This is a genomic window from Herbaspirillum sp., from assembly GCF_017744395.1.
GTDB lineage: Bacteria > Pseudomonadota > Gammaproteobacteria > Burkholderiales > Burkholderiaceae_D > Herbaspirillum.
The window spans coordinates 120,336-144,373 of sequence record NZ_JAGIBI010000007.1; the positions used below are offsets into that span (position 1 = coordinate 120,336).

The window sequence follows — 24,038 nt, forward strand, 5'->3', positions numbered from 1 at the left end:
CGCCGCCGCTGTTGTCGTGACCAGCCCCGGCCCCCAGCGTATCCAGCAACCCACTCAGAAGGTGTCACATGGCTATCCATTCCGCAGGCGCGGCATTCCGCAAGGCAGTCCAGGAAGAATCCCCGTTGCAGGTCATCGGCGCGATCAACGCCAACCACGCACTGCTGGCCAAGCGCGCCGGCTTTCGTGCGATCTATCTGTCCGGCGGCGGCGTCGCGGCCGGCTCGCTGGGCTTGCCCGACCTGGGCATCTCCAACCTTGACGACGTGCTGACCGACGTGCGCCGCATCACCGACGTCTGCGACCTGCCGTTGCTGGTGGATATCGACACCGGCTTCGGCGCCTCGGCCTTCAACGTGGCGCGCACCGTGAAGTCGATGATCAAGTTCGGCGCTGCCGCCGTGCACATCGAAGACCAGGTCGGCGCCAAGCGCTGCGGCCACCGCCCGGGCAAGGAAATCGTTAGCAAGCAGGAGATGGTCGACCGCATCAAGGCCGCGGTGGATGCCCGTACCGACGACAATTTCGTGATCATGGCGCGCACCGATGCGCTGGCTGTTGAAGGCCTGGATGCCGCCATCGAGCGCGCGGTGGCCTGCGTCGAAGCCGGCGCCGACATGATCTTCCCGGAAGCCATCACCGACCTGCAGATGTACAAGCAGTTCGCCAACGCGGTGAAGGTGCCGATCCTGGCCAACATCACCGAGTTCGGTTCGACCCCGCTGTTCACGGTGGACGAATTGAAGAGCGCGGATGTGGGCATCGTGCTGTACCCGCTGTCGGCGTTCCGCGCCATGAACAAGGCGGCCGAGAACGTCTACAACGCGGTCCGCCGCGACGGCACGCAAAAGAACGTGGTCGACACCATGCAGACGCGCATGGAGCTCTACGACCGCATCGACTACCACGCCTACGAGAACAAGCTGGATGCCTTGTTTGCGCAGCAGAAAAATAAGTAAGACCAAAACTACCGACACCTTGAGGAGAACACGATGAGCGAACAACAGGCAGCAGGCTTCAAGCCCAAGAAATCCGTGGCGCTGTCCGGCGTGGCCGCCGGCAACACCGCGCTGTGCACCGTCGGCAAGACCGGCAACGACCTGCACTACCGCGGCTACGACATCCTGGATGTGGCCGATAGCTGCGAATTCGAAGAGATCGCCCACCTGCTGGTGCACGGCAAGCTGCCGACCGCGGCCGAACTGCGCGCCTACAAGGCCAAGCTCAAGGCGCTGCGCGGCCTGCCGGCCAATGTGAAGGCGGCGCTGGAATGGCTGCCGGCGGCCTCGCACCCGATGGATGTGATGCGCACCGGCGTCTCCGCGCTGGGCTGTGTGCTGCCGGAGAAGGACGACCACAACATGCCCGGCGCGCGCGACATCGCCGACCGCCTGATGGCGTCGCTGGGTTCGATGCTGCTGTACTGGTACCACTACAGCCACAACGGCAACCGCATCGAAGTCGAGACCGACGACGACTCCATCGGCGCCCATTTCCTGCACCTGCTGCATGGCGAAAAGCCGTCCGAGCAGTGGGAAAAGGCGATGCACACTTCGCTGATCCTGTACGCGGAGCATGAATTCAACGCCTCCACCTTCACCGGCCGCGTGATCGCCGGCACCGGTTCCGACATGTACTCGGCCATCACCGGCGCCATCGGCGCGCTGCGCGGCCCCAAGCACGGCGGCGCCAACGAGGTGGCGTTCGAGATCCAGAAGCGCTACGACAACCCGGACGAAGCCGAGGCCGACATCCGCCGCCGCGTCGAGAACAAGGAAGTGGTGATCGGTTTCGGCCACCCGGTCTACACCATCGCAGACCCGCGCAACAAGGTGATCAAGGAAGTGGCGCGCAAGCTGTCCAAGGACGCCGGCTCGACCAAGATGTTCGACATCGCCGAACGCCTGGAAACGGTGATGTGGGACATCAAGAAGATGTTCCCCAACCTGGACTGGTTCTCGGCCGTGTCCTACCACATGATGGGCGTGCCGACCGCGATGTTCACGCCGCTGTTCGTGATCGCCCGCACCTCGGGCTGGGCCGCGCACATCATCGAGCAGCGCGTGGACAACAAGATCATCCGCCCGTCGGCCAACTATGTCGGCCCGGAAGACCTGAAGTTCGTGCCGATCGCCAAGCGCAAGTAAGGAGGCGCCGCCGGCAGCTCATCCGTACGCTGCCGGCTGCTGTGGAGATGCGGAGATTTGTAACAAGAGATCGGAGAAGTACGAGCGAATTGCAATAAATTGCTAAGATGCGGTCGGATCAGTTTTGCCCTCCTTGATCCGGATTCAATCATCTTTTGGATATCCCGATGACCGCATTCAACGCTTCGCGCTTTTCCTCCGCCTTCAAGTTCTGTTCCGCATGCGCCGCCACGGCTGCGCTTGCCGCCTGTTCTTCGACACCCGTACCGGTGAGCGACACCAAGCCGGCGCTGTCCCAGATATCCAATGCGCCGGCCGCCGGCCGTCCGGCCTGGGCCACGCAACTGGTGACCGGCAACTTCAATTGCGAGCTGGGCAACAAGGTGGAGTTGCGCATGGACGGCCGCGCCACCGACGGCGCGACGCTGGTGTGGAAGGGCAATTCGTATACGATGACTCCGGTCGGCACGACGACCGGTGCGGTACGGCTGGAGAACAAGGGGGAAGGGCTGGTGTGGATCCAGATCCCGGCCAAGTCGATGCTGCTCAATTCGAAGATCGGACAGCAGCTCGCCAACGGTTGCACGACCAGGTAGGTCCGCCGCCTGTTCGCGCATGCGTTGGGTCCGGCCTGGCGGATGCGCGCTTCTCCTCTCAGGGCGGCGCTCGCTGCCCGGCTTCTCCATATCTCCCGCAAATAACAAACAATGAATGCCGGCGGGCAGGGCAATTCATGTTCCAGATTCCAATTCGAAAGACATGAGGAGACGTCATGCAATACGAGGAATTCTACAAGCAGTCCATCGAGCAGCCGGAAGCCTTCTGGGCCAAGGAAGCCGAGCGTATCCACTGGGACCAGCCGTTTTCCCGGACGCTGGATTACTCGCAGCCACCGTTTGCGCGCTGGTTCATCGGCGGCCGCACCAACCTCTGCCATAACGCGGTCGACCGCCATCTGCCGCAGCGCGCGCAGCAGCCGGCCCTGATCGCCGTTTCCACCGAGACCGGCAGCGAGCGCACCTATACCTACGCCGAACTGCAGCAGGAGGTGATGGCCATGGCCGCGGCCATGCAGTCGCTGGGCGTGGCGCGCGGCGACCGGGTGCTGATCTACATGCCGATGATCGCCGAAGCGGTGTTCGCCATGCTGGCGTGCGCGCGCATCGGCGCCGTGCATTCGGTGGTGTTTGGCGGCTTCGCTTCCAACAGCCTGGCTTCGCGCATTGACGACGCCAAGCCGCGCCTGGTGGTGTCGGCCGACGCCGGTTCGCGCGGCGGCAAGGTGATCCCATACAAGGGCTTGCTCGATAAGGCGATCCGGCTGGCTTCGCACCGGCCGGCGCGCGTGCTGCTGGTCGACCGCGGCCTGGCGGAAATGCCGCGCACGCTGGAGCGCGACGTCGACTACGAGCCGCTGCGCGAGAAGTACCGGGAAACGCAGGTGCCGGTGACCTGGCTGGAATCGAACGAGACCAGCTACATCCTCTACACCTCCGGCACCACCGGCAAGCCCAAGGGCGTGCAGCGCGACGTCGGCGGCTACGCGGTGGCGCTGGCCTCCTCCATGCAGCACATCTTCTGCGGCCGGCCCGGGGAAACCTATTTCTGCACTTCCGACATCGGCTGGGTGGTGGGGCATTCCTACATCGTCTACGGCCCTCTGATCCACGGCATGGCGACCGTGCTTTACGAAGGCTTGCCGATCCGGCCCGATGCCGGCATCTGGTGGAGCATCGTCGAGAAGTACAAGGTCACGCGCATGTTCTCGGCGCCGACCGCCATTCGCGTGCTGAAGAAGCAGCCGCCGGAATGCATGAAGAAGTACGACACTTCCTCGCTCAAGGCGTTGTACCTGGCCGGCGAGCCGCTGGATGAAACCACCTCGAGCTGGATCAGCGGCGAACTGGGCGTGCCGGTGATCGACAACTACTGGCAGACCGAGAGCGGCTGGCCCATCATCTCGATCGCCCGCGGCGTGGACGACAAGCCTACGCGCCTGGGCAGCCCGGGCGTGCCGATGCCCGGCTACAAGATGTCCATCATCAACGAGGCCACCGGCCAGGCATGCGGCGCCAACGAGAAGGGCGTGGTGGTGATCGACGGTCCCTTGCCGCCGGGCTGCATGCAGACCGTGTACGGCGACGACCAGCGTTTCGTCAACACCTACTGGCGCAACTTCGCGCACGAGACCTACTCCACGTTCGACTGGGGCATCCGCGATGCGGACGGCTACTACTTCATCCTCGGGCGCACTGACGACGTCATCAACGTCGCCGGCCACCGGCTGGGCACGCGCGAGATCGAGGAAAGCATTTCCAGCCATCCGAACGTGTCAGAGGTGGCGGTGGTCGGCGTGGAAGACAAGCTCAAGGGGCAGGCGGCCTATGCCTTCGTCATCCTGAAGAATCCCGATGCCGCCGCCACGCCGCAGCAGAAGCAGGCGCTGGAGGCCGAGATCATGGGCGTGGTGGACAAGCAGATCGGCGCCGTCGGCCGGCCTTCGCGCGTGCTGTTCGTCGGGCTGCTGCCCAAGACGCGTTCGGGCAAGCTGCTGCGCCGGGCGATCCAGGCCATCTGCGAAGGACGCGACCCGGGCGACCTGCCCACCATCGAGGATCCGGCGGCGCTGGAGCAGGTGCAGGCGGCGTGGCGCGGTTAATGCGCCACGCTGGCGCGCGGCTGGTGCGGCGGGCGCGGCAGGCGGCTTTTGGTTAAACTGTACGCTTTGCCGCTTACCGGCCACGTCCCCGATTGCCATGTCCGATCCCATCCGCCACGCCCTTGCTTCCGATGCCGCAGCCATCTGCGGCATCTACAACCACTACGTCGAAAACACCACCATCAGCTTCGAGACCGAAGCGGTCGGCGTGGAGACCATGCAGGCGCGCATGGCCGAAGTGCAGGCGCAGTTCCCCTGGCTGGTGTTTGAAGAGGATGGCGTCGTGCTGGGCTACGCCTACGCCAGCAAGTGGAAGCCGCGCGCGGCATATCGCCATTCCGTCGAAGCCTCGGTCTACCTGCATCGGGATGCGGCCGGGCGCGGCGCCGGCAAGCGCCTGTATGCGCGCCTGTTCGAAATGTTGAAAGCGCAGGGCGTGCACCTGGTGATCGGCGGCATTGCCCAGCCCAACGAGGCCAGCGTGGCCTTGCATGAGCGCATGGGTTTCGTGAAATGCGCGCATTTCAGCCAGGTCGGCCGCAAGTTCGACCGCTGGCTGGATGTCGGCTACTGGCAACTGAACCTGGAGGAGGCGAGCATATGAGATCGACTCGCGCCGCCAGCGCCATCGAGCGCCTCAACAAGCGTGCGGCCACCAGGCAGTATTCGATGCTGCGCACGTCGGATGAGCGTTTCCAGCTGATCCAGCGCGTGGCCGGCCAGCCGATGGAGAAATTGAGCGAGGCGCTGGAACTGGACGACTTCGTCGCCTTCGTCAACGCCTACGGGCCGCAGACGCCCAAGCGGGTGAGCAAGCTGGATGCGCAGTTCGAGAAGAACATGCGCAACAAGAAAGAAGACGCTTCCTGAAAACAGGGGCTTAGTCTTCCAGCGTCGCGATCACCGGCGCATGGTCGGACGGCTGTTCCCATTTGCGCGGCACCTTGTCGACCACACAGGCGGTGCAACGCTCTTTCAATTCCTGAGAGAGCAGGATGTGGTCGATGCGCAGGCCGCGGTTGAGGCGGAAGCCCATCTGGCGGTAATCCCACCAGCTATAGATCTTTTCCGGTTGTTCGAACAGGCGGAACGAGTCCGTCAGTCCCATCGCCTGCAGCTTGCGGAAGGCCTCGCGCTCCGGTTCCGACACCAGCACCTGGTCTTTCCAGGCAGCCGGGTCATGCACGTCGCGGTCTTCCGGCGCGATGTTGTAGTCGCCCAGCAGCGCCAGGCGCGGATACCTGGCCTGTTCCTGCAGCAGCCATTCGTGCAGCGCCGCCAGCCAGTTCAGCTTGTACGGATACTTTTCCGAATCCAGCGCCTGCCCGTTGGGGATATAGGCGCACACGTAGCGCACGCCATCGATGGTGGCGGCGATGATGCGTTGCTGCTCGTCCGGGAACAGCGGGTTGTTCTTGACGACCTCGCTCATCGGATGGCGCGAAAGGATGGCCACGCCGTTGTAGGTCTTCTGCCCGCTGAACTCCACCATGTAGCCGGCCGCGGCGATCTCGGCCACGGGGAACTTGTCGTCGGTGAGTTTGGTTTCCTGCAGGCACAGCACGTCGACCGGATTGTCTTCCAGCCATTTGAGCACTTGCTGCAGGCGGACCTTCAGGGAGTTGACGTTCCAGGTGGCGATTTTCATTGTGTCGATGGCAGAGGATGAACGGGCAGTTTCGCCCTTGCGGACGAAGGCCGTCATCTTACCGTATTCATTGCCGCCTGATCGTAATACATCAGCAAGCGCAAGGCCTGTAACGCAGCTTTGCGCTTGCGGTGCTGCTTTTGCCGCTCTTTATGCAGGCATCAACCCCGATCCGTTGGACGGCGATGCCTTATCCGACTTGCGGCGGCGCCATGCTCCGAAGCCGACCACTGCCAGGCCGCCCAGCATCATGGCCAGCGTGGAGGCTTCCGGTACTGCCGAGACGCTGATGTTGCCGCCGAAGCTGCCGCCGCGCGAGCCGAGGACGGTGCCGGCCACGGCCAGCGTATATTTGCCGGCCGTCAGGTTGGAGAGGTCGAGCGTGTAGTACTGCGTATTGCCGACCGTGCTCTTGGTGCCGGTGTAGCTGTGGCCGTTGCCGCTGAGCGTGAAGTTGCTCAGGTCAAGCGCGGAGTCGCTGCCCAGTGCCGTGGAGATCGTGGCCGCCGACAAGGCGAAAAGACCGCTGTACTTGAATGTGAAGTTTTCAAGGAAGGTCTTGCCGCTGTCCTTGGCGCTAAAGCTGGCGCCAAGATCGGACGTGCCGCCGTTGAGGTTGATATGATTTTGCTTCTCGATCTGTGCCGCGTTGGCCAGGGATGCGCTTGCGGCCAGGGATGTGGCCAGTATCAGGCTGCTTGCGAGTTTGTTCATGCGATACCTCTTTCTTTGAATTCATTCCGAAGAATGCATATCCAGGGCCTGTTTGCATTTGGTCCGAACGAAGATGGCGTACGTATGCCTCATCATCGCGAAGGAATTTTCGTTCGGATAAACCACATCCGGCATTTGCCGTTCAGATCAAATGCAAACAGACCCTGAAGGAAAATCCGGTGCTTGAATTGTTATGCCGGAGCGCTTGCCGCCTCGGTTTGTATTTGTCCCGGAGGGACTTTGTTTGAAGAGCAGACGCCAAAAGCGTAGCGTCTGGATGGCGAAACCACAACAAAAACTTGCCGGCCGCAGGGGATTTTCGTTGCGTCGTAGGAGTGGGGGAGGGGGCCGTTTCCGGCTTGTCTTACAAAACCGGACGGGATTATTCCGGAGGGAAATTTTCGGCGGCCGGAGCGTCGCTTTTTGCCGACGGCAAAACCGCCGCCGGCAGTGCTGTCCGATTATTTGAAGTGGTAGTTCAACGAGACCAGGCCCATGTCCTCGATCTTGTGGTTGATGAGGGGGCTGTCGGATGCGCCGCTGCCCAGCCACTTGCGGCGCCAGGTGAGGTTGACCCGCCAGTCGGCGTTCACCGGGATGTCCGCGCTCAGGCCGAAGATGGCGTTGGTGGAAGCGCCGGCATGGTATTCGCGGTAGCCGCTGGCGGCCGACTCGGCAGCGCTCACGCCGAGGAAATAATCGTTGTAGCCGGCGCTGCGGCGCTCCACGCCGATCTGCGGATAGATGCTGACCGGCCCGGCATCGATCTGGGCCGCGTAAATCGCTTCGGCCAGGGTGCCGTGCGATTGGTTGAAGTCATAAAAGGCATTCAGGAAAAACGCGCCGTAAGGGGTTTCCTGGAAAGTGCCGATGCCCAGCGGGATGGGGTTGGAGCGACGACGCAATCCGCGCTCGGCATCGAAGCCGTCGAAGTTCACGCGGGCCGCCAGTTCCAGGTAGCCGGCGCCGATCCTGGCGGTCTTGACGCCGAACGTATCGAGGCGGGCGAAGAAGCGCCCGTAATCGAAGTAGGCGTAAGGCAGCACGGTGTTGCGGTCGCGCTTGCCCAGCACATTGGGTTCGAGGTGGTAGACGCCGGCGCCGAGGTCGCCGACGATGCGATCCGGCAGCGCCGCGTTGTCGGGCGACGCCTGCTGCGCCATGGCAGGGGCGGCGCACAGCAAGGCCAGTGAGATCGCGATGGATGTTTTCATGATGGTTCCGATTCGGGGGGCGGGACGACGCGGCGCGCTAGGGGCGCCGCGCCATCGTTCGTCAAGCGCGGGCCGGCTTGGCGGCGCGCGCCTGATTCAGCAGGTAGGTGGTCAGCAGCGGTACCGGGCGGCCGCTGGCGCCCTTGGCGGCGCCGCTCTTCCAGGCGGTGCCGGCGATGTCCAGGTGGGCCCAGGTGTACTTGCGGGTGAAGCGCTCCAGGAAGCAGGCGGCGGTGACGCTGCCGGCCGGCTGGCCGCCGATGTTGGCGATGTCGGCGAAGTTGGATTTCAACTGTTCCTGGTAGACGTCCTGCACCGGCATGCGCCATGCGGTGTCGCCGGTGGCGCGGCCGGCTGCCAGCAGTTCGTCGGCCAGGCGGTCATGGGCTTCGTCTTCGCGCGTGAACAGGCCCGAGTTGTGGTGGCCCAGGGCCACGATGCAGGCGCCGGTCAGGGTGGCGATGTCGATCACGGCGGCCGGCTTGAAGCGCTCGACATAGGTCAGCGCGTCGCACAGGATCAGGCGGCCTTCGGCGTCGGTGTTGAGCACTTCGATGGTCTGGCCGGACATCGAGGTGACGATGTCGCCCGGCTTGGTGGCGCGGCCGGAAGGCATGTTCTCGCAGGTCGGGATAACGCCGATCACGTTCAGCTTCAGGCCCAGTTCGGCGATCGCGCGGAAGGTGCCCAGCACCGAGGCGGCGCCGCACATGTCGTACTTCATCTCATCCATGTTCAGGCCCGGCTTCAAGGAAATGCCGCCGGTGTCGAAGGTGATGCCCTTGCCGACCAGCACGATCGGCGCATCCTTGGCCTTGCCGCCCATGTGCTTCAGGACGATGAACTTGGGCGGCTGCTCGCTGCCGTTGGTGACCGACAGGAAGCTGCCCATCTTGAGCGCCTCGAGCTGCTTGCGGTCCAGCACTTCCACGCCCAGCTTGTAGTCCTTGGCCAGCTTCTTGGCGGTGTTGGCCAGGTAGGTCGGGGTGCAGACGTTGCCGGGCAGGTTGCCCAGTTCCTTGGTCAGCGCCATGCCGTTGGCCAGCGCCACGGCTTCGGCCAGGGCGGTCTTGGCGGCCGCGGCGTTGTCCGCCGATGTCAGGAAGGTAACTTTCTTCACGCCGGTGGGGGCGGGGTCCTTCTTGCTTTTCAGGGCGTCGGAACGGTAGGTGAAGTCGCGGCCGGCCAGCACCACGTTGCGGATGGCCCAGGCCAGGTCGCGCCCCTTGATGCCGGAAAACGGCAGCGCCAGCGCCGCGTCGTCGCAGCCCAGCGTGGCCAGCGTGCGCACCAGCGCTTGCGCGGCGGCGGCGAAGTTCTTGTCGGAGATGTCGTCTTCGGCGCCCAGGCCCAGCAGCACGATGCGTTCGGCGGCGATGCCGGTCACGCCGCGCAGGAGCAGGGTCGAGCCGGGCTTGCCGGAGATGTCGCCGGACTTCAGCGCGGCGCTGATCGCCCCCAGCTTGTCCAGCGCGGCGGCAGCCTTGGTCAGCTTGCGGTTTTCATGGATGCCGACCACCAGTGCGCCAGTCTTGACGGCGGTTACAGCGTTTTTTGCGTCCAATGATTTTGTGCTAAAGTCCATCGTTCGTCCTTTGTTTGGCCTTTGTTAGGTTTACCCGGCGATTATAGAGCCCATTTCGCCGCCATGCGCGTCGGAAGATGCTTCGTCGATGTCTGGCTTGCCGGGGCAAACAGGGCCTTTCCGGATTTGCCTCCGCCAATTACACACATTCCCGGTTTCGAATGATTTTCCAGCGCGCACTTCGACGCGAATTGACCAGCACCGCAGGTGCCGTCTTCACCACGCTCTTCACCATCACGCTGACCGTGATGCTGATCAAGATTCTCGGCCAGGCCGCCGGCGGCGAGGTCGCGTCGCAGGACGTGATCGCCCTGATCGGTTTCCAGTCGCTCAATTACATGCCGGTGATCCTGATTTTGACCGGCTTCATTTCGGTGCTGCTGGTGATGACCCGCAGCTACCAGGATTCCGAGATCGTGGTCTGGTTTTCCGCGGGGTTGTCCCTGACGCGCTGGATCAAGCCGGTGCTGCTGTTCGGCTGGCCCATCGTGGCCCTGGTGGCGCTGCTTTCCTTCGTCGTCACGCCCTGGGCCAACCAGCAGAGCAGCCAATACCGGGAGCGTTTTGAAAAGCGCGAGGATATCGCGCGCGTCTCCCCGGGCAAGTTCCAGGAATCGGCCAGCGCCAACCGCATCTTCTTCGTCGAAGGCATTTCCGGAGATGCGTCGAAGGTGCGCAACGTATTCGTCAATACCATCGGCGCCGACGGCAAGAACAGCGTGGTGGTGGCCAGGGAAGGCGAGACCGTGATCGACAAGGACGGCGAAAAGTTCGTGGTCATGAACCAGGGCCGCCGCTATGACGGCGCGCCGGGCCTGCCGGATTTCCAGATCGTCGATTTCGAACGCTACGGCCTCCTGATCGGCGCCCAGTCGCAGTCAGCCGCCGGCGACCGGTCGGCGCGGGCGCTGCAGATGAACGAGCTGCTGGCGAAGAGGGATGGCTTTGCCCGCGGCGAATTGCTGTGGCGCATCGCGTTGCCGCTGATGGGGATTTCCCTGATGCTGCTGGCCATTCCCTTGTCCTTCGTGAACCCGCGCGCGGGCCGTTCGCTGGGCCTGCTGGTGGCGTTGCTGCTGTTCGTGATCTACAGCAACACGGTCAGCGTGTTCCAGGCATCGGTGGCGCAGGAACGCATGTCCTTCATGCTGGGCTGGTGGCCGGTGCATGCGGTGGTGGCGTTGCTGATCGTGGGCATGTTCGCGCTGCGGCTCAATATCAACAGCCGCTATCATCCGGCGGTCATCTGGTCGGCCGTGCGCCGCGCCCTGATCTTCAAGCGCGAGGCCTGAGATGAGAGTCATCCAACGTTATTTCACGACCGAGATCACCCGTTCGGTACTGTTCGCACTGGCCGCCTTCCTGGCGCTGTTCGCCTTCTTCGAGATGATGGGGCAGCTGGATCAGGTCGGCCGCAACGGCTACCAGTTGCAGCAGGCGGTGCTTTATGTCCTGATGGGGTTGCCGGGCAACGTGTATGAACTGATGCCCACGGCGGTGCTGATCGGCACCATCTATACGCTGTCGCAATTGGCGGCGCGCTCCGAGTTCACCATCATGCGCGTGTCCAGCATGTCCACCGGCATGGCCGCGCGCGTGCTGGCGCGCATCGGCGTCGGCTTCGCGGTGCTGACGATCGTGTTCGGCGAGATCGTCGCCCCCAAGGCCACCGAATGGGCCGAGAAGCTCAAGCTGCAGGCCCAGGGCGCATCGCTGTCGTCGCAGTTCCGTTCCGGTATGTGGGCCAAGGACGTGATCAGGGACAACGGCCTGGACGGCAATGTCACCGGCAGCCGCTTCATCAACATCCAGTCGATTTCCCCGGATGGCCGTATCGAAGGCGTCAAGCTGTACGAGCTGGACAAGGACTTCCACATGGCGCGCATGGTCACCGCCAAGAGCGGGGATTACGAAGGCGACCATGTCTGGAAGCTGTCGAATGTGCAGCAATCGGACTTCTCCGGCGGCAGCAAGGACCGCAAGATCACCGATCCGATCAAGACCGTCAAGCTGGACAGCATGCGCTTGGTGTCGGAAGTGACGCCGGAAATCCTGTCGGTGCTGTTCGCCGATCCGGACCGCATGTCGGCCTACGACCTGCGCGCCTATACCAAGCACCTGGAAGCCAACAACCAGCGCACCGACCGCTACGAAATCGCGTTCTGGAAGAAGATCGTCTATCCGCTGTCGATCTTCGTGATGATGGCGCTGGCGCTGCCGTTCGCCTACCTGCATTTCCGCGCCGGCGGCGTGAGCCTGAAGATCTTCACCGGCATCATGATCGGCGTATGCTTCCAGTTGATCAACAGCCTGTTCTCGCACCTCGGCTTGCTCAATACCTGGCCGGCCTTCGTGACGGCGGCGCTGCCCAGCTTGCTGTTCATGGTGCTGGCCATCGGCGCGTTGTGGTGGGTTGAACGTACCTGACAATCATGCCTGCTCCTGTTTCCCAAAGCCTGATTTTGTTCGCCCACGGTGCGCGTGATGCGGCCTGGGCGGCGCCGTTCGAACGTCTGCGCGCGTTGGTGCAGGCCGCCATGCCTGACGTGGATGTGCAACTGGCTTTTCTGGAACTGATGCAGCCCGATTTGCCTGCTGCCGCCGCGCAAGCCGTGGCTGGCGGTGCGCAGCGAATTACCGTCGTGCCGGTCTTTCTTGGGCAGGGCGGGCATGTGCGGCGCGACTTGCCGCAATTGCTGGCGCAACTGCGGCAGGTTTATCCGCAAGTGCGGATTGATGATGTGCCGGCTGCTGGTGAGGATGATGCTGTGTTGCAGGCTATTTCTGCTTATTGTGTTAAGGCTGCTGCTGCGTAGTCTGCTCTTGCTGCGTGCAGATGTACTGGCTTTAGGTTTTTCTTTCTCCGGTCGGAGGTGAGCGCCGGGGGCGGCCCGGCAGCCGCTCACTTTTCTTGTCTCGCCAAGAAAAGTAAGCAAAAGAAGGCGACCGCTACTAACCAGCCCCTTCGGGGTTCCCGCTGGAATGGGGAGAAAAATGGGAAAGGCCGCAAGTCGCTTCGCTCCGGCGTCCTTTCTGATCCATTTTTCTCCCCATTCCAGCGGCTGGTCAGAAGCGGACTACGTGTCCGGCTCGCCTTCGGCCTTGCGGTGCTTACTGCTCGCCTGCGGCATCGATGCGGTGGCTCGCTATTTTGCTGTCGCCGTCATCCTGACGAAGGTCAGGATCCAGTGTCGTTAAGACGCCAGCAAGTCCCCAGAAGATAGCAAACCACGATCCCCATCCCGATGCCGCAGGCGAGGCAGTTAAGCATTTCCCCTTGTGGGCCAGCCGTTGGAGCGCCATGAAAAATGGATCAGCGCGGCAGTCGGAGCGAAGCGACTCTGCCGAGCCCATTTTTCATGGCGCTCCAACGGGAACCCCGAAGGGGCTGGCACTTAGGGGCCGTTTTCTTTGCTTACTTTCTTTGGCGGGCCAAAGAAAGTGAGCGGCTGCCGGGCCGCCCCCGGCGCTCCGCTTCGACCGAAGAAAGAAAAGACTAAAGCCAGTACATCTGCACGCAGCAAGACCAGACTACCCAAAACAACAAAACAAAAAACCGAATAAGCATCCACGGAAATATTCGTGTCTCAGAAAAACAGCCCTTCCTATACTGAGACTCCCCAAAATCCACCAAAACAAAAAATGAAGAAATTCCTGAAGACCTTGGCAATCTCGGCCACCCTGCTGGCAGCAACCAACGCACTGGCCCAATCGAAAGAGGTAGTCATCGCCTACCAGGACATGGTGGTGCCATGGCGCTACGCCCAAGACGCCCAGGCCCTGGAAAAGAAAACCGGCTACAAGATCACCTTCCGCAAACTGGCCAGCGGCGCCGACGTTATCCGCGCATTGGCCTCCGGTTCGGTACAGATCGGCGAGGCAGGTTCGGCCCCGATCGCTTCCGGCCTGTCGCAAGGCCTGGATATCCAGCTGTTCTGGATCCTCGACAACATCAACGACGCCGAAGCGTTGGTTGCCCGCAACGGCAGCGGCGTCAACGCGCTGGCCGACCTCAAGGGCAAGCGCCTGGCCGTGCCGTTCGTCTCGACCTCGCACTTCCACACCTTGCTGGCGCTGGAAAACGCCAAGGTCGATCCGCGCGGCGTGAAGATCGTCAACCTGCGTCCGCCCGAGATCGCAGCGGCATGGGAACGCGGCGACATCGATGCCACCTTCATCTGGGACCCGGTGCTGGCCAAGGCCAAGAAGAACGGCGCCGTGCTGACCACCTCCGGCAAGATCGCCCGTGAAACCGGCAAGGCCACCTTCGACGGCATCGTCGTCTCCAAGGCATTCGCCAAGGACAACGACGCCTTCCTGACCGACCTGGTCAAGGTGCTGGCCGAGACCGACGACAACTACCGCAAGAACAAGGCCGCCTGGAGCGCTGATTCGGCGCAGGTGAAGGCGGTGGCCAAGTGGTCCGGCGCGGAGGCGGCGGAGGTGCCGGCCAGCCTGGCGCTGTATGAATTCCCGACCTTGCAGCAGCAGGCATCGGCCGAGTGGCTGGGCGGCGGTGCGGCCAAGTCGCTGGCGGCGACCGCGGCGTTCCTGAAGAGCCAGGGCACGATCCAGAACGTGCTGCCGGATTACGCGGCCGGCGTGAATGCCGCCTGGGTGCGCAAGGCGGCGCAGTGAGCCATTCCGCTCCCTTGAACGCCGGCCAACCCGCCGGCGGACGGATCGAAGCGCACCGCTTGTCGGTGCGTTTTGCATCTGCGCGGCCGGACGATCCGCTGGCACTGGCCGGGGTCGACTTGTCCATCGCGCCGGGCGAGTTCGTGGTGGCGCTGGGGCCGTCCGGGTGTGGCAAGACCACCTTGCTCAATTGCCTGGCCGGTTTCATCGGGCCTTCGCAGGGCGAGGTGCTGCTGGATGGGGAGCCGGTCACCGGACCCGGACCGGCGCTGGGCGTGGTGTTCCAGAAGCATGCGCTGATGCCGTGGCTGAACGTGGCGGACAACGTCGCCCTGGGGCTGCGCTTTCGCGGTATGGGGCGCGCCGAGCGGTTGGCGGTGGCGCATGAGAAGCTGCAACTGGTCGGCTTGGAGCGCCATGCGGCGTCGCCGGTCTACCAGCTGTCGGGCGGCATGCAGCAGCGCGTGGGGATCGCCCGCGCATTGGCCAACGATCCGCGCGTGCTGCTGATGGACGAGCCGATGGGGGCGCTCGATGCGCTCACCCGCGAGTCGGTGCAGGAGTTGCTGGCGCAGGTGTGGGCGCGTACCGGCAAGACGGTTTTCTTCATTACCCACAGCGTCGAGGAGGCGCTGTTCCTCGGCAGCCGCGTGATCGTGATGTCGCCGCGGCCGGGCCGCATCGAGCATGATTTCGAATTGCCGTTCCTGCGGCGCTATGTCGAGAGCGGCGACGCCCGCGCGGCCAAGTCGTCGCCGGAGTTCATCGCTTGGCGCGAGCGCTTGCTGCAACTGGTTCACGGAGGAAAACCATGAGCAATGCCGATACTGTCATTCATCAGGGCATCGCCGTCGAAGGCGATCGCCCGCAAGCCATACCTGCGGTATTACCGCCGGCGCGCACCTATCCGCGTCCCGGCAGTGGGCCGACCACCGCGATCACCGTAGTCACCGTGATCGCATTGCTGCTGGGCTGGTGGGGCGTGACGGCGGCCGGCCTGATCGCGCCGCTGTTCCTGCCGCCGCCGTCGGCGGTGTGGCTGGCGGCGGTGCAGGCCTGGGAGGGCAACGTGCAGGGCGGTTTGCCGCTGCTGCAGCACATCGCCTGGAGCTTGTGGCGGGTGTTCGGAGCCTTCCTGCTGGCGGCCGTTACGGCGGTGCCGGTGGGGCTGCTGATGGGCAGCAGCCGGGTGGCGCGCGGCATCGTCGATCCCTTGCTGGAGTTCTACCGGCCGCTGCCGCCGCTGGCTTACCTGCCGCTGATCGTGATCTGGTTCGGCATCGACGAGACGGCCAAGCTGCTGCTGATCTACCTGGCTTGCTTCGCGCCCATCGCGGTATCCACGCGCGCCGGCGTGGCCGGGGTGCAGGGCGAGCAATTGCATGCGGCGCTGTCGATGGGCGCCAGCCGCTGGCAACTGCTGCGCCATGTGATCCTGCCGGCGGCATTGCCGGATATCCTGACCGGCTTGCGCATCGCCATCGGTTTCGGCTGGACCACGCTGGTGGCGGCGGAGATGGTGGCGGCCACGGCGGGGCTGGGACAGCTGGTGCTCAATGCGTCGAATTTCCTGCGCACCGATGTGGTGGTGATGGGGATCGTACTGATCGGCTTGATCGCCTACCTGTTCGACCTGGCGATGCGGCGCTTGTCGGATGCGCTCACGCCGTGGCGGTCGCACCGCTGAGCCATTTGGCGAATAATTGCGCCTCGGCGCCGGCCTGCGGGTTGATGCCGAGGTAGTAGGGGGCCAGCGGCATGCGCAGCGCCGGCAGCGGGCAGACCAGCCGCCCCGAGCGCAGGTCGTTGTCGGCCAGCGAGACCGGCGACAGCGCCAGCCCCAAACCATCCACCGCCGCCTGCAGCACGAAGTGCAGGTGGTCGAAATGCAGCATGGCCTGGGTGCGCGAGCGCTTCAGGCCGGCGTGCTTTTTCCATTCATCCCAGTCGCGGCTCCTGCTGCGCGAGAGCAGCAGCGTGTGGCCGGCGATGGCGCGCGCGTCGGGCAGCGGCGTGTTCTTCAGCAGCGCCGGCGAGGCCACCAGCAGCAGTTCGTCTTCAAGGAAGCGCTGCACCTTCAGCGTTTCCGGCCAGTTGGTTTCGCCGCGCCGGATGGCGATGTCGAACGGCGAAGCAGAGCGGTCGACGGTGGCGACGCTGGTGATGACCTGCGGCTCGATGCCGGGATAGCGTTCGACGAACTCGGAGAGATGCGGGATCAGCCAGCGCACCGCGAACGAGGGGCGCACGTTGATGCTCACCGAGCGCATCGGCGCATCCTTCATCACGCGGCGCGCGGCGGCGGCCAGCATCTCCAGCGCCGGGCTGGCTTCTTCGAAGAACTGGCGGCCGCGCTCGGTCAGCGTCACCTGGCGGATGCGGCGTTCGAACAGCGGCATGCCGAGGTAGTCTTCGAGGTTCTTGATCTGGCGGCTGACGGCGCCGTGGGTGACGTTGAGTTCCAGCGCGGCCAGCGTGAAGCTCTGGTGGCGCGCGGCCGCGAGGAAGGCGCGGATGGCGTTGAGCGGGAGGGTGAGGTCGGCCATGCGTCAGATTTTATCACGCATGGTTGGAATTAATATCGTTTGTCAGGCCGCCATTGCGCACCGCATGATGATGGCCATGACTCCTCCCGAACTCCGCCAGGCCGACATCGATTCGCGCCATGCCGCGCTATCGCTGTCGGCCGCCTTGCCCTGCGATATCGTGCTCTACCTGCTGCTGCCGATGTATGCCGAGCAGTTCCATGTGACGCTGGCCGAGGTCGGGCTGCTGCTGGCGGCCAATCGCCTGGTGCGCATCGCGGGCTACCGCTGGGTGGCGCGCTTCTATGCCCGGCGCGGCGACCGGCCGACCTGCACGCTGGCGGTCTGCGCCGCCGTGGTGTGCGCGCTGAGCTACACCGTCGCCAGCGGCTTCTGGGCCTTGCTGCCGTTGCGCCTGCTGTGGGGCATGGCCTTCGCCGGTCTGAACCTGTCGACCCAGGCCATGTCGACCGCCTATCCGATCGGCGCCGCGCGCCGTTCCGGCCGCTCGCGCGGCGTGATCGCCGTCGGCCCGATGCTGTGGCTGCCGCTGGCGGCGCTGCTGGCCAGCCACTACGGACCGCGCATGGTGTTCGCGCTGGTGGCGCTGACCGCCACGCTCGGCTTGCTGGCCGCGCGCCGCCTGCCGGCCCACGCTTATCCGGAACCGCCGGCGCGCAGCTGGAAGCTGCCCAATGCGCTGGACTGGTGGTCGTTCCTGGAAGGCTTGACGCTGGACGGCTTGTTCATCGTCGGTCTGTCGTACATGAGCAAGCAGTCGTTTTCCGAACATGCCGAGCTGATCGCGGGCGTGCTGATGGCCTTGCGCTATTTCGGCGAGATCGTGCTGAGCCCGCTGGGCGGCTGGCTGGCCGAGCGTTTCGGCGCGGTGCGGGTGCTGGTGGTGCTGTCGCTGGCGACCTGCGCGGCGCTGGTTGGTTTCGGCGGCGGCGTGCTGTGGCTGTTCGCCGGTTTCATCGTGGTGCTGCGCGCCTTGCAGCTGCCGCTGCTGCCGCCCATCGTCGCCGCGCGCACGCCGCCGGCCGAACGGGTGCATGCCTTGGCGGGGCGGGCCATCTGGCGCGACATCGGCGCCGGGCTGGGGCCGATCATGGCCGGGCTGCTGCTGCCGGTGATGTCGTCGTTGTGGATTTACAGCCTGGCGGCATCCGCGCTGGCGCTGGCGGCATTGGCTTGCGGCCGCGAACCGGCGCAGCCGAAGGTGGCGGCTACTGCCGAATAGCCGGGCGTTGTCGGGTGTTATACGCACGGCGGATATGCATGTGCGGATTGCTTCGTTCCAGCGGGAGGCGGGCTTGGCTAGGATGGCGCTTATAGCCATGACACCCGGAGCCCGCATGACCGAACACTACCTGCACCAGGAACTCGGCCCCATCGCCATCGAACCGCTGCAGCCGACCGAGAAGAAACTGATCGGCGCGATCTTCTTCATCGGACTGGCGCTGCTGGGCGGCCTGTTCTTCCTGCAGCGCTGCTTCCCGCTGGCCGGCTGAGCGCCGGCGGCATGTTGATTTTTACAGCTTGCCGCACTCGCTGAGCATTTCCGCCTGCGAGACGTTGCTGCCCGGCGGCACGCTGTGCGTGAGCCAGACATTGCCGCCGATGACCGAACCCTGGCCGATGGTGATGCGGCCCAGCACGGTGGCGCCGGCATAAACCACCACATCGTCCTCGACGATGGGGTGGCGCGGGATGCCCTTGACCAGCGAGCCGTCCGGATCGGTCGGGAAGCGCTTGGCGCCTAGCGTGACGGCCTGGTACAGGCGCACGTTGCGGCCGATGATGGTGGTCTCGCCGATTACCACGCCGGTGCCGTGGTCGATGAAGAAGCTAGGGCCGATCTGCGCGGCCGGGTGGATGTCGATGCCGGTGGCCGAGTGCGCGATGTCGGCCACCAGGCGCGCCAGCAGCGGCACGCCGAGCTGGTGCAGCGCATGCGCCAGGCGGTGGTAGATGATGGCGGTGGTGCCGGGATAGCACAGCAGGATTTCCGAAATGCTGGAGGCGGCCGGGTCGCCGTTGTAGGCGGCCTGGATGTCGCTGACCAGCAGGTCGCGGATGCCCGGCAGGCGGTGCGCGAAATCGCGGGTGATGGCGGTCGCGCGCAGGCGCAGTTCGGTTTCGTCCTGCGGTTCGTCGGAGGAGAAATACAGGCCGCGGCGTACTTGTTCCTTCAGCACGCACAGCGCCGCGTTGAGCTGGCTGCCGACGAAGTAGTCGATGGTTTCGTCGGACAGGTCGGTGTGGCCGTAATGCGTGGGGAACAGCGCCGCGCGCAGGTGCTCCAGCAGCTTTTGCATCGCTTCGCGCGAAGGCAGTTCGCGGATCTCGCCGCGGTAGCGGATCTTGTTGGTGACTTCACGCGAGGTGCGCAGGCCGGCCACGACGGCGGACAGGCCCAGTCCCGCCGTATCGGCCAGGGCGCTCAGTTCGGGGGTGTTCGAGGTATCCATGCAGGCATGCTATCAAAAATGCGCGGACGGCGTTGGCGGCCGAAAAAAGCCTGCCGGCCAAGGGTTTCGAATCCTTGGCCATTTGCGATTTTTGCGCCGTATAATGCTAGGTCGCGAAAGTTGCCCATGGAAAACAAAAAAATACATTCGCTTACCTACGCCGCGCAGTATCGGAGCTTCGATATCAGCATCGTGGGCCTTCAATCGGCCGACGGCTGGCATTTGTCCGTAGAAATCATCAAATGGGGACGGCAGCCGGTGGCGCACTGGCGCGACCGCGACAACGTCTATCCCGATTTCAATTGCGTGCGCACCGCCGGCTTGCAGTGGTCGAAGGAATTCATCGACGGCAGCATGCACTGAGCCTTCTTGGCTCAGAATCCCAGCAGTTTTTCCCTGACCGACTCCTCTTCCGCATGCGTGCTGCTGGCGCGCGCCAGGTCCGACAGCGAGAGTATCCCCACCAGCTTCATTTGCTTGCGATCGGCCACTACCGGCAGGCGGCCGGCTTGCAGGCGCGCCATTGCGCCGGCGGCGATGCGCGCGTTCATCTGCGGCAGCAGGAAGGTGTCATTGGCGTCTTCCTGCTGCGCCAGCAGTTCGCGGCAGGGCTGCGCCGGATCGGCTTGCTCCAGCGTGCGCAGGGCCAGCATGCCGGCCAGCCGGCCCTTGTCGGCCACAGGATAGTAGCGGTGCACATGGCCGCCGCCGCGGCACAGCGCCAGCGCCTCGTCCACGCGCATGCCGATGTCGATGCTTTGCGGCGCGCGCGTCATCAGGTCTTCCACATGCTGGCGTTCGAGCGGATCGATGCCGTATTCGCGGTGCACGTGCAGGCCGCGGCGGGCGATCTTCTCGGTCATGATGGAGCGTTTCATCAGCAGCACGTTCACGCCGTAGGCGACGGTGACGGTGGCCATCAGCGGCAGCAGCGCCTCGCCGGCATGCGTGAGGCCGAAGGCGAACACGATGGCCGTCAGCGGCGCGCCCAGCACGCTGCCCAGCACCCCGGCCATGCACACCAGCGCCCATAGCTCGGGCGAGCCGCCTGGCAGCCAGGGCGAAAGCACCAGGCCGAGCCCGGCGCCCATCATCAGCAGCGGCGCCAGCACGCCGCCGGAGGTACCTGAGCCGAGCGCGATCAGCCAAATGACGGCTTTCACCGCCAGCAGCGCCAGGGCGGCCGATAACAGCATGTTGTGGTGCAGCAGGTCGGCGATCACGTCGTAGCCGACGCCCAGCGCGCGCGGTTCGAGCCAGCCGCCGATGCCGACCGCAACGCCGCCGATGGCCGGCCACCACATCCAGTGCAGCTTGAGGTGGTGGAACCAGTCCTCCACCCGGTACAAGGCCAGCGTCAGCACGGCGGCCAGCACGCCGCTGGCCAGGCCGGCGGCGATGCAGGAGGCGAAGGCGAGGGTGTCCGGAGCGGCGACCTGCATGGCGAACAGCGGGCCGGCATCGACCACCAGCGGCCGCAGGAAACCGGCCAGCGCGCAAGCCAGCGCCACCGGCAGCAGGCTGCGCGGCTTCAACTCGAACAGCAGCAGTTCGACCGCCAGCAGGAGCGCCGCCATCGGCGTGCCGAAGATGGCCGTCATGCCGGCGCAGGCGCCGGCCACCAGCAGGGTCTTGCGTTCGGCCGCGGTCAGGTGCAGGAACTGCGCCAGCAGCGAACCGATCGAGCCGCCGGTCATGATGATCGGGCCTTCGGCGCCGAACGGGCCGCCGCTGCCGATGACGATGCCGGAGGACAGCGGCTTGAGGACGGCGACCTTGGGCGACATCAGGCTCTTGCCGAACAGGATGGCTTCGATCGCTTCGGGGATGCCGTGGCCGCGGATCTTTTCGCTGCCGTAGCGCGCCATCAGGCCGACGACCAGGCCGCCGGCGATCGGCAGGAATATGGCGATCCAGCCCAGCGCATGCGCGGCCGGCGAGGCGCCGGAAAAGGAGAAGCGCTGGAAATAGAACAGGTTGGTGAACAACGCGATCAGCTTGAGCAGCAGCCATGCCGCGCAGGTGCTGAGCGCGCCGATGCCCAGCGCGATCGCGGAGAGGTAGAGCAGGCGGTTGTCCGCCGTGTAGTCGCGTTTGTGTTTCATTACGGGAAAGGTCGGCCGGTCGTACCCATATCTTTGAAGCGACCGGCATGTGGATTGAGATAAGAGGCTAATATATCATATTGTGATATAAATTTAAGGCGCATGCATGCATCTGTTGCGCCGCCAATGAAAAACGCCGCCGCGACTTGCTTCGCGGCGGCGTTTTCGTTAGCGCTGAGCAGTATTCAGCCCTTGAACTGCAGCGCGTTGGTCAGGTCGCCCATCGGCTTCTGGCCGCGCGCGATCATGGCGTCGTCGCGCTGCTTCAGGCCATCCAGCTTTTCCAGGCCGAAGGTGCGGGTGATCAGGCGCAGGATGGAGGCGGTGTCGTACACCGTGTGGTCCACCGTGCCGCGGCGCGCGAAGGGCGACACCACCAGCGCCGGCACGCGCGTGCCGGGACCCCAGCGGTCGCCCTTGGGCGGCGCCACGTGGTCCCACCAGCCGCCGTTTTCGTCGACGGTGATGACCACCACCATGTTCTTCCACTGCGGGCTGGCTTGCAGGCTCTTGACGATGTGCGCGATGTGGCGGTCGCCCGAGGCGACGTCGGCGTAGCCGGCGTGCATGTTCAGGTTGCCTTGCGGCTTGTAGAAGGTCACCGGCGGCAGGCGGCCGGCTTCGACGTCGGCCAGGAAACGGTTGGTGCGAACTTCGTCGCCCAGGCCGCCGTCGCGCAGGCGCTTGTTGCGTTCGGCCGGGTTTTCCGGGCCCAGGTTCTTGAAATAGTTGAACGGCTGGTGGTGGTACTGGAAGTTGGGGATCTTGGGGATGCCCTTGGAATCCTTGAATTCATCCAGCGTGGCTTGCCAGGCGCCGGCGTACCAGGCCCACTCGATGCCTTTCTTGCTGAGCTTGTCGCCGATGTGCTCGTGCGTCTGCGGCACCAGCACGCTGGGCTGGTTGGGTTCGGCATAGGCCGGGTTGTTGCGGTCGCGGGTCCAGGTCGGCCAGTACGGCGGGGCCATGGTGTTGACCGCGTAGCCGTCCGGCGTGAGCGCGCTCGGGCCGAACTTGGGCGCGCCTTGCAAGGCGCTGGCCGGGCTGCCTTCGGCGGTCGCCAGTTCGGTGCCCTGCGGATCGTTGCCGACCAGCTTGGCGACCTGGGTGCGCGAGACCGACTCCATCACGTTCGGGTAATAGGGCACGGCGGCGGAAACCAGGTATTGGTGGTTCAGGAAGGAACCGCCGAAGGCGCCCTGGAAGAAGTTGTCGCACAGCACGTATTCGCGGGCGATGTCCCACAGGCGCAGGTTGTAGCTGGTGTCGCCGTAGTAGCCCATCACCAGGCCGCCGGAATCGGCCCAGGCCGCGAAGCCGTCGTTCTTGCCGCCGTTGATCTGCATCTGGTTCTGGTAGAACAGGTGCCACAGGTCGCGCGTGACCAGGCCCAGCGGCAGCGCTTCGCCTTGCGGGCCCTTGAGCGCGAAGGGCGCGTTGGGCAGGTTGTTCTGGTATTGCTTGCCGGCCTCGTAGGTCACGCCTTCGACGGTTTGCTCCTTGCCGAGCACGCCGCCCCAGACCGGCGGCAGTTGTTTCAGGACGCTGCCGTCGCGGTCGCGCTGGGTGTAGTCGGAGGGCTTGAGGGCGGACAAGGGCTTCTCGACGCCGGGGAAGTCGCCGAACAGGTTGTTGAAGCTGCGGTTTTCGGCGTAGATCACGACGATGGTCTTGACGTTGTCGCGCAGGGCCTGGTCCAGCGCGGCGGCGTCGGCCGGGTTGCCGCTGGGGTAGGGCACGCCGCCGCCCTGGCCGTCGGTGGCGCAGGCGCCCAGGGCGCCGCCGGCGCCGAGGGCCGCCATGCCGCCCAGGAAGCGGCGGCGGCTGTTGTTCTGCGGGGCTTGCTGTTCGGGTTCGGGCGGATTGCTGCCGCTGCGGGCGGAGTCGTCGTGGAGGCTCATGGAGTTTCCTGTTCGATATTGTTATGGGGCTGGCATGGAACAGGAGGAGGATAGCGCGGCCGGATGACAAGGATGTGTCTTTTTTGAGGGAGAAGGACTTCAGCTCCGGGGCGGTTGCCGTTTCAGGCGGGGGCAGAGGGGACGGGTGAAAAACGAAGTAAATGTGGCATCGCCGACATCATTCGGCGCGGCGCGGGCAATTAGAATTGCCCGGCTTGCATGGAGCGCATTTCCAGCCTATCCATGAAATGCATTCCGTCATTAACAGAGGTGAACCGATGCCGATAGCGGCAATGTGCGGCGGGCATCGGTCTTTGGGAGAATCCATGCTGCTCAAGGCTGTTCAATATATCGCCATCACTGCCGGTTTCAGCGTATGCATCCTGTTCATGCTGCTGCTGGCGCTCACCGAGCCGCTGGCTTGAGCG

At 64.5% G+C, this 24,038-nt stretch carries 24 protein-coding genes; 16 read left to right on the forward strand and 8 right to left on the reverse strand.

The annotated features are described in order from the left end of the window. Positions 1-68 precede the first annotated feature (68 nt). From prpB to J7548_RS17565, 6 genes are all read left to right on the forward strand, one after another. Complete coding sequence (gene prpB / locus J7548_RS17540) at positions 69-959, forward strand: methylisocitrate lyase (protein ID WP_290977005.1); 891 nt, start codon at positions 69-71, stop codon at positions 957-959. 33 nt (positions 960-992) lie between these two features. Then, a complete protein-coding gene (prpC, locus tag J7548_RS17545; RefSeq protein WP_290977008.1) occupies positions 993-2,147 on the forward strand; it encodes a 2-methylcitrate synthase in 1,155 nt (384 codons plus the stop codon). Between the two features lie 167 nt (positions 2,148-2,314). Then, positions 2,315-2,743 (forward strand): hypothetical protein, encoded by a 429-nt coding sequence (locus J7548_RS17550; protein WP_290977010.1) that lies wholly within the window; start codon positions 2,315-2,317, stop codon positions 2,741-2,743. Positions 2,744-2,919: 176 nt separating this feature from the next. Further along, positions 2,920-4,806, forward strand: coding sequence for a propionate--CoA ligase (locus J7548_RS17555; protein ID WP_290977013.1), 1,887 nt, complete (start codon positions 2,920-2,922; stop codon positions 4,804-4,806). Positions 4,807-4,903: 97 nt separating this feature from the next. Continuing rightward, positions 4,904-5,410, forward strand: a complete 507-nt coding sequence (locus J7548_RS17560) for an arsinothricin resistance N-acetyltransferase ArsN1 family B (protein WP_290977016.1) — start codon at positions 4,904-4,906, stop codon at positions 5,408-5,410. Beyond that, the gene (locus tag J7548_RS17565) at positions 5,407-5,676 is read left to right on the forward strand and encodes a hypothetical protein (protein WP_290977019.1); all 270 of its coding nucleotides are present in this window, start codon (positions 5,407-5,409) and stop codon (positions 5,674-5,676) included. The genes J7548_RS17560 and J7548_RS17565 overlap by 4 nt, the downstream gene beginning before the upstream one ends. Positions 5,677-5,686: 10 nt before the next feature. Here the strand turns inward: J7548_RS17565 and xth are convergent, their stop codons facing one another. From xth to J7548_RS17585, 4 genes are all read right to left on the reverse strand, one after another. Beyond that, positions 5,687-6,454, reverse strand: coding sequence for an exodeoxyribonuclease III (gene xth / locus J7548_RS17570; RefSeq protein WP_290977022.1), 768 nt, complete (start codon positions 6,452-6,454; stop codon positions 5,687-5,689). Positions 6,455-6,604: 150 nt separating this feature from the next. After that, positions 6,605-7,168 carry an FxDxF family PEP-CTERM protein gene (locus J7548_RS17575; protein WP_290977025.1) on the reverse strand — a complete coding sequence of 188 codons (564 nt, stop codon included), beginning with the start codon at positions 7,166-7,168 and terminating at the stop codon, positions 6,605-6,607. Between the two features lie 461 nt (positions 7,169-7,629). Further along, complete coding sequence (locus tag J7548_RS17580; RefSeq protein ID WP_290977027.1) at positions 7,630-8,382, reverse strand: MipA/OmpV family protein; 753 nt, start codon at positions 8,380-8,382, stop codon at positions 7,630-7,632. A 61-nt stretch (positions 8,383-8,443) separates the two neighbouring features. Then, the gene (locus tag J7548_RS17585; protein ID WP_290977030.1) at positions 8,444-9,967 is read right to left on the reverse strand and encodes a leucyl aminopeptidase; all 1,524 of its coding nucleotides are present in this window, start codon (positions 9,965-9,967) and stop codon (positions 8,444-8,446) included. A gap of 161 nt (positions 9,968-10,128) precedes the next feature. Here J7548_RS17585 and lptF point away from each other — a divergent pair, with 161 nt between their 5' ends. The 7 genes from lptF (at position 10,129) to J7548_RS17620 (ending at position 16,292) form a co-directional block, all read left to right on the forward strand. After that, positions 10,129-11,259: an LPS export ABC transporter permease LptF gene (gene lptF / locus J7548_RS17590; protein WP_290977032.1), complete on the forward strand. Its 1,131-nt coding sequence runs from the start codon at positions 10,129-10,131 to the stop codon at positions 11,257-11,259. Position 11,260: 1 nt separating this feature from the next. After that, a complete protein-coding gene (gene lptG / locus J7548_RS17595) occupies positions 11,261-12,394 on the forward strand; it encodes an LPS export ABC transporter permease LptG (RefSeq protein ID WP_290977035.1) in 1,134 nt (377 codons plus the stop codon). A 5-nt stretch (positions 12,395-12,399) separates the two neighbouring features. After that, positions 12,400-12,783, forward strand: coding sequence for a CbiX/SirB N-terminal domain-containing protein (locus J7548_RS17600; RefSeq protein WP_290977038.1), 384 nt, complete (start codon positions 12,400-12,402; stop codon positions 12,781-12,783). Between the two features lie 178 nt (positions 12,784-12,961). Then, on the forward strand, positions 12,962-13,165 hold the full coding sequence (locus J7548_RS17605) for a hypothetical protein (protein WP_290977040.1): 204 nt from the start codon (positions 12,962-12,964) through the stop codon (positions 13,163-13,165). A gap of 444 nt (positions 13,166-13,609) precedes the next feature. Further along, positions 13,610-14,605 (forward strand): taurine ABC transporter substrate-binding protein, encoded by a 996-nt coding sequence (tauA, locus tag J7548_RS17610; RefSeq protein ID WP_290977042.1) that lies wholly within the window; start codon positions 13,610-13,612, stop codon positions 14,603-14,605. Positions 14,606-14,649: 44 nt separating this feature from the next. Then, the gene (locus J7548_RS17615; RefSeq protein WP_290977373.1) at positions 14,650-15,420 is read left to right on the forward strand and encodes an ABC transporter ATP-binding protein; all 771 of its coding nucleotides are present in this window, start codon (positions 14,650-14,652) and stop codon (positions 15,418-15,420) included. Next, a complete protein-coding gene (locus tag J7548_RS17620; RefSeq protein WP_290977045.1) occupies positions 15,417-16,292 on the forward strand; it encodes an ABC transporter permease subunit in 876 nt (291 codons plus the stop codon). The genes J7548_RS17615 and J7548_RS17620 overlap by 4 nt, the downstream gene beginning before the upstream one ends. Here J7548_RS17620 and J7548_RS17625 read toward each other — a convergent pair. Then, positions 16,267-17,151, reverse strand: coding sequence for a LysR substrate-binding domain-containing protein (locus J7548_RS17625; protein ID WP_290977048.1), 885 nt, complete (start codon positions 17,149-17,151; stop codon positions 16,267-16,269). The two genes, J7548_RS17620 and J7548_RS17625, sit on opposite strands and share 26 nt — an antisense overlap. A 76-nt stretch (positions 17,152-17,227) precedes the next feature. On the opposite strand from J7548_RS17625, the gene J7548_RS17630 reads away from it, so the two are divergent. Together J7548_RS17630 and J7548_RS17635 are read left to right on the forward strand one after the other, a co-directional pair. Next, positions 17,228-18,373, forward strand: a complete 1,146-nt coding sequence (locus J7548_RS17630) for an MFS transporter (protein WP_290977051.1) — start codon at positions 17,228-17,230, stop codon at positions 18,371-18,373. 115 nt (positions 18,374-18,488) lie between these two features. Beyond that, a complete protein-coding gene (locus tag J7548_RS17635) occupies positions 18,489-18,644 on the forward strand; it encodes a hypothetical protein (protein ID WP_290977053.1) in 156 nt (51 codons plus the stop codon). A 21-nt stretch (positions 18,645-18,665) separates the two neighbouring features. Here J7548_RS17635 and epsC read toward each other — a convergent pair whose 3' ends face one another. Further along, positions 18,666-19,604, reverse strand: a complete 939-nt coding sequence (gene epsC, locus J7548_RS17640) for a serine O-acetyltransferase EpsC (protein WP_290977056.1) — start codon at positions 19,602-19,604, stop codon at positions 18,666-18,668. Positions 19,605-19,730: 126 nt separating this feature from the next. Between epsC and J7548_RS17645 the strand changes: the two genes are divergently transcribed. Then, positions 19,731-19,967 carry a hypothetical protein gene (locus tag J7548_RS17645; RefSeq protein WP_290977058.1) on the forward strand — a complete coding sequence of 79 codons (237 nt, stop codon included), beginning with the start codon at positions 19,731-19,733 and terminating at the stop codon, positions 19,965-19,967. An 11-nt stretch (positions 19,968-19,978) separates the two neighbouring features. On the opposite strand, the gene J7548_RS17650 is transcribed toward J7548_RS17645, so the two are convergent. Further along, entirely contained in the window at positions 19,979-21,709 is a 1,731-nt protein-coding gene (locus J7548_RS17650) for a chloride channel protein (RefSeq protein WP_290977060.1), read from the reverse strand. 185 nt (positions 21,710-21,894) lie between these two features. Then, positions 21,895-23,610 (reverse strand): acid phosphatase, encoded by a 1,716-nt coding sequence (locus J7548_RS17655; RefSeq protein WP_290977062.1) that lies wholly within the window; start codon positions 23,608-23,610, stop codon positions 21,895-21,897. Positions 23,611-24,038 lie beyond the last annotated feature (428 nt).

Bases quoted from the DNA above. Each gene is read 5' to 3' on its own strand.
- prpB (WP_290977005.1), top strand. From the start codon at position 69: ATGGCTATCCATTCCGCAGGCGCGGCATTCCGCAAGGCAGTCCAGGAA.
- prpC (WP_290977008.1), top strand. From the start codon at position 993: ATGAGCGAACAACAGGCAGCAGGCTTCAAGCCCAAGAAATCCGTGGCG.
- J7548_RS17550 (WP_290977010.1), top strand. From the start codon at position 2,315: ATGACCGCATTCAACGCTTCGCGCTTTTCCTCCGCCTTCAAGTTCTGT.
- J7548_RS17555 (WP_290977013.1), top strand. From the start codon at position 2,920: ATGCAATACGAGGAATTCTACAAGCAGTCCATCGAGCAGCCGGAAGCC.
- J7548_RS17560 (WP_290977016.1), top strand. From the start codon at position 4,904: ATGTCCGATCCCATCCGCCACGCCCTTGCTTCCGATGCCGCAGCCATC.
- J7548_RS17565 (WP_290977019.1), top strand. From the start codon at position 5,407: ATGAGATCGACTCGCGCCGCCAGCGCCATCGAGCGCCTCAACAAGCGT.
- xth (WP_290977022.1), bottom strand. From the start codon at position 6,454: ATGAAAATCGCCACCTGGAACGTCAACTCCCTGAAGGTCCGCCTGCAG.
- J7548_RS17575 (WP_290977025.1), bottom strand. From the start codon at position 7,168: ATGAACAAACTCGCAAGCAGCCTGATACTGGCCACATCCCTGGCCGCA.
- J7548_RS17580 (WP_290977027.1), bottom strand. From the start codon at position 8,382: ATGAAAACATCCATCGCGATCTCACTGGCCTTGCTGTGCGCCGCCCCT.
- J7548_RS17585 (WP_290977030.1), bottom strand. From the start codon at position 9,967: ATGGACTTTAGCACAAAATCATTGGACGCAAAAAACGCTGTAACCGCC.
- lptF (WP_290977032.1), top strand. From the start codon at position 10,129: ATGATTTTCCAGCGCGCACTTCGACGCGAATTGACCAGCACCGCAGGT.
- lptG (WP_290977035.1), top strand. From the start codon at position 11,261: ATGAGAGTCATCCAACGTTATTTCACGACCGAGATCACCCGTTCGGTA.
- J7548_RS17600 (WP_290977038.1), top strand. From the start codon at position 12,400: ATGCCTGCTCCTGTTTCCCAAAGCCTGATTTTGTTCGCCCACGGTGCG.
- J7548_RS17605 (WP_290977040.1), top strand. From the start codon at position 12,962: ATGGGAAAGGCCGCAAGTCGCTTCGCTCCGGCGTCCTTTCTGATCCAT.
- tauA (WP_290977042.1), top strand. From the start codon at position 13,610: ATGAAGAAATTCCTGAAGACCTTGGCAATCTCGGCCACCCTGCTGGCA.
- J7548_RS17620 (WP_290977045.1), top strand. From the start codon at position 15,417: ATGAGCAATGCCGATACTGTCATTCATCAGGGCATCGCCGTCGAAGGC.
- J7548_RS17625 (WP_290977048.1), bottom strand. From the start codon at position 17,151: ATGGCCGACCTCACCCTCCCGCTCAACGCCATCCGCGCCTTCCTCGCG.
- J7548_RS17630 (WP_290977051.1), top strand. From the start codon at position 17,228: ATGACTCCTCCCGAACTCCGCCAGGCCGACATCGATTCGCGCCATGCC.
- J7548_RS17635 (WP_290977053.1), top strand. From the start codon at position 18,489: ATGACCGAACACTACCTGCACCAGGAACTCGGCCCCATCGCCATCGAA.
- epsC (WP_290977056.1), bottom strand. From the start codon at position 19,604: ATGGATACCTCGAACACCCCCGAACTGAGCGCCCTGGCCGATACGGCG.
- J7548_RS17645 (WP_290977058.1), top strand. From the start codon at position 19,731: ATGGAAAACAAAAAAATACATTCGCTTACCTACGCCGCGCAGTATCGG.
- J7548_RS17650 (WP_290977060.1), bottom strand. From the start codon at position 21,709: ATGAAACACAAACGCGACTACACGGCGGACAACCGCCTGCTCTACCTC.
- J7548_RS17655 (WP_290977062.1), bottom strand. From the start codon at position 23,610: ATGAGCCTCCACGACGACTCCGCCCGCAGCGGCAGCAATCCGCCCGAA.